Source organism: Romboutsia sp. Marseille-P6047, from assembly GCF_900604535.1.
In the GTDB taxonomy this organism is placed as follows: Bacteria; Bacillota; Clostridia; order Peptostreptococcales; family Peptostreptococcaceae; genus Romboutsia_E.
Genome location: NZ_UWOT01000030.1, coordinates 1 through 2,582, shown reverse-complemented (window position 1 = coordinate 2,582; position 2,582 = coordinate 1). Strand labels below are relative to the sequence as shown.

General features: G+C 42.3%; 2 protein-coding genes and 18 tRNA genes. All 20 read left to right on the top strand.

The genetic code is table 11. The features are described from left to right. The first annotated feature begins 85 nt into the window (after positions 1–85). Positions 86–161 (top strand) — tRNA-Asn (locus tag EIH23_RS16075). Between the two features lie 4 nt (positions 162–165). Beyond that, positions 166–240, top strand: a tRNA-Thr gene (locus EIH23_RS16070). 7 nt (positions 241–247) lie between these two features. Beyond that, a tRNA-Tyr gene (locus EIH23_RS16065) sits at positions 248–332 on the top strand. A 19-nt stretch (positions 333–351) separates the two neighbouring features. Further along, positions 352–435: transfer RNA gene (locus EIH23_RS16060), tRNA-Leu, on the top strand. Positions 436–448: 13 nt separating this feature from the next. After that, positions 449–523 (top strand) — tRNA-Gly (locus EIH23_RS16055). 20 nt (positions 524–543) lie between these two features. After that, positions 544–620 (top strand) — tRNA-Arg (locus tag EIH23_RS16050). Between the two features lie 6 nt (positions 621–626). After that, positions 627–702: transfer RNA gene (locus tag EIH23_RS16045), tRNA-Gln, on the top strand. A 41-nt stretch (positions 703–743) separates the two neighbouring features. Beyond that, a tRNA-Lys gene (locus EIH23_RS16040) sits at positions 744–819 on the top strand. Between the two features lie 30 nt (positions 820–849). Then, positions 850–938: transfer RNA gene (locus EIH23_RS16035), tRNA-Ser, on the top strand. A gap of 4 nt (positions 939–942) precedes the next feature. Then, positions 943–1,018: transfer RNA gene (locus tag EIH23_RS16030), tRNA-Phe, on the top strand. A 7-nt stretch (positions 1,019–1,025) separates the two neighbouring features. Beyond that, positions 1,026–1,102 (top strand) — tRNA-Met (locus tag EIH23_RS16025). Positions 1,103–1,117: 15 nt separating this feature from the next. Continuing rightward, a tRNA-Ile gene (locus EIH23_RS16020) sits at positions 1,118–1,194 on the top strand. A gap of 9 nt (positions 1,195–1,203) precedes the next feature. Continuing rightward, positions 1,204–1,280: transfer RNA gene (locus tag EIH23_RS16015), tRNA-Pro, on the top strand. 10 nt (positions 1,281–1,290) lie between these two features. Next, positions 1,291–1,367: transfer RNA gene (locus tag EIH23_RS16010), tRNA-His, on the top strand. Positions 1,368–1,374: 7 nt separating this feature from the next. Continuing rightward, positions 1,375–1,450 (top strand) — tRNA-Lys (locus EIH23_RS16005). 16 nt (positions 1,451–1,466) lie between these two features. Further along, positions 1,467–1,540 (top strand) — tRNA-Cys (locus EIH23_RS16000). A gap of 3 nt (positions 1,541–1,543) precedes the next feature. Further along, positions 1,544–1,620 (top strand) — tRNA-Arg (locus EIH23_RS15995). A gap of 9 nt (positions 1,621–1,629) precedes the next feature. Next, positions 1,630–1,705 (top strand) — tRNA-Val (locus EIH23_RS15990). A gap of 160 nt (positions 1,706–1,865) precedes the next feature. Next, positions 1,866–2,120 carry a DUF2508 family protein gene (locus tag EIH23_RS15985; RefSeq protein ID WP_122641385.1) on the top strand — a complete coding sequence of 85 codons (255 nt, stop codon included), beginning with the start codon at positions 1,866–1,868 and terminating at the stop codon, positions 2,118–2,120. Between the two features lie 18 nt (positions 2,121–2,138). After that, complete coding sequence (locus EIH23_RS15980; protein WP_122641384.1) at positions 2,139–2,552, top strand: hypothetical protein; 414 nt, start codon at positions 2,139–2,141, stop codon at positions 2,550–2,552. Positions 2,553–2,582 lie beyond the last annotated feature (30 nt).

The window sequence follows — 2,582 nt, the reverse complement described above, 5'->3', positions numbered from 1 at the left end:
CTGGTAGTTCAGCTGGTTAGAATGCCAGCCTGTCACGCTGGAGGTCGAGGGTTCGAGTCCCTTCCAGGTCGCCAAAACTTAATTCGGGAATATGGCTCAGTTGGTAGAGCAATTGACTGTTAATCAATGGGTCACAGGTTCGAGTCCTGTTATTCCCGCCAATATGCTGGTGTGGCTCAACGGTAGAGCAGCTGACTTGTAATCAGCAGGTTGTAGGTTCGATTCCTATCACCAGCTCCATAAATACGGAGGATTTCCCGAGCGGCCAAAGGGGGCAGACTGTAAATCTGTTAGCATTGCTTTCGGTGGTTCGAATCCACCATCCTCCACCAACTAAATAAAGTATTAAGCGCGGATGTGGCGGAATTGGCAGACGCACCAGACTTAGGATCTGGCGCCTACGGCGTGGGGGTTCGACTCCCTTCATCCGCACCACTTTATTACCTAAGCGGGAATAGTTCAGTGGTAGAGCGCAACCTTGCCAAGGTTGAAGTCGCGAGTTCGAATCTCGTTTCCCGCTCCATTTAATAATAACTATAATGTGGGTGCATAGCTCAGCTGGATAGAGCAACGCCCTTCTAAGGCGTGTGTCCGGGGTTCGAATCCCTGTGCGCTCACCACTTTATAGGGGATTCGCCAAGTCGGTAAGGCATAGCACTTTGACTGCTACATGCGTAGGTTCGAGTCCTGCATCCCCTGCCAACTTAATTTCAACTAAGAGTATGACATCATAGTAATTCTATGGCTCATTAGCTCAGTTGGTAGAGCACCTGACTCTTAATCAGGGTGTCCCGAGTTCGAGACTCGGATGGGTCACCAATTAAGACAACAAGTGTAAAACATAAAAACGGAGAGGTGTCCGAGTGGTTTAAGGAGCTGGTCTTGAAAACCAGTGATGCTTAACGGCACCGTGGGTTCGAATCCCACCCTCTCCGCCAAAATGCCCAGATAGCTCAGTCGGTAGAGCAGGGGACTGAAAATCCCCGTGTCGGTGGTTCGATTCCGCCTCTGGGCACCATAAATGTGGCGGTATAGCTTAGTTGGCTAGAGCGTTCGGTTCATACCCGAAAGGTCACAGGTTCGACTCCTGTTACCGCTACCAATTTAATTTAAAGATGGACCATTAGCTCAGTTGGTTAGAGCGCCCGGCTCATAACCGGTAGGTCTGGGGTTCGAGTCCCTGATGGTCCACCACTTAAATCTCGAGGTGTAGCGCAGTTTGGTAGCGCACTTGGTTTGGGACCATGGGGCCGGGGGTTCGAGTCCCTTCACCTCGACCATTAAAATATGGTGGGTATAGCTCAGTTGGTTAGAGCGCCAGATTGTGGCTCTGGAGGTCGTGAGTTCGACTCTCATTATCCACCCCATATACGTGATCCATTAGCTCAGTCGGTAGAGCACCTGACTTTTAATCAGGGTGTCCCGCGTTCGAGTCGCGGATGGATCACCATTTTATATATAAATAAGGCGACATAGCCAAGTGGTAAGGCAGTGGACTGCAACTCCTTGATCTCCAGTTCGAATCTGGATGTCGCCTCCAAATGCGCCTATAGCTCAACTGGATAGAGTGTCTGACTACGAATCAGAAGGTTAGGGGTTCGAGTCCCTTTGGGCGCACCATATTCTCCTGGGATTATAGCTCAGCTGGGAGAGCACCTGCCTTACAAGCAGGGGGTCACAGGTTCGAGCCCTGTTAATCCCACCAGTAACCTCTAGTGATTACACTAGAGGTTTTTTTATTCATTTTACTAATTGAAATTTTTGATACTCCAAAGTGTTTTTAAGCTATTAAATAACTTTAATATGTATATGAATCATATAAAATGTCAAGATTTATAATACAAGTTATGTAAGGAGGCTTTAAAATGTCAAGGAGAAATAGATTAAAAGATAGTAATTTAGAAAATGAAAGAATAATCAACGAAATAAAACAAGCTCAAAAAGAAATACAACACGCAGAAAATTTTTTTCAAAATGCAACAGAAAATGAATTAATCGATGTAGCAATTTATGAATTAGAATCAAAAAAATCTAAATATCAATATTTGATAAAAATAGCCAAAGAGAAGGGGATTAGAAGGTCTGTAAAGGAATATTTAATTGAATCAATGGCTAAATAGTATTAAGGAGATGAGGATTTGTACGTAATATTTGGAAATGAAATAGTAGATAGTGAAGAAATTAAAGAGCTTATAAAGGATAATAGTGATTTTATAGTAGAAACTGATATGTCTAAGGCTACAAAGAGAGAAGATGTTATAGCTTATAGATTAAGTATATGTATAGATACTTTAAAACAATACATAGAAGAAGATTTTGGATTAGAATCAATAGACGATGAAGAATTATTTGATGAACTAATGAGTATGGCGGATGAAACAGCTATGGAATTAGAAGAAGTTATGCCACCAGAAAGTATAATAAATGCAAGAGCATATAAGTGGGATAATTCAGATGATGCAATAAAAGTAATTATAGCTATATGTAATGAAGAATTAGGTGAATTAAAACTTGCTGATGTTACAAAAAGACTATTATCTCAAATAGATTAATAATAAGTATAGAGGATAGATAATTAAATG